The organism is Colwellia sp. MEBiC06753, from assembly GCF_053470325.1.
The window spans coordinates 1-255 of sequence record NZ_JBQMTM010000053.1; the positions used below are offsets into that span (position 1 = coordinate 1).

1 protein-coding gene is annotated in these 255 nt (G+C 40.4%); it reads right to left on the minus strand.

Annotation, left to right across the window (positions count from 1 at the left end):
• A partial coding sequence (locus ACOB82_RS17740; protein WP_448214323.1) for a transposase occupies positions 1–211 on the minus strand: 211 nt, incomplete at its 3' end.
• Positions 212–255: the final 44 nt, after the last annotated feature.

Consider the following 255-nt stretch of genomic DNA (forward strand, 5'->3'; position numbering starts at 1 on the left):
CTAATTCTTGGATGCGGATTTGCTCTGGTGTTAAGGCGCTGGCTTTGGGGGTATAACCTTTTTGTTCTTTTCGGTATTGGCTTACCCAACGCTGAATTGATGACAATCCAACATTCATTGCTGCTGCCGCATCTTTGTGTTTATAACCGTGAATAATGACTAGCTCTGCACACTCACGTTTAAATTCTGCTGTTAATGTTTTCTTTGGCATTTTGACCTCGTTAGTTAATGTAATTTTACCTCTAACGAAGTCTC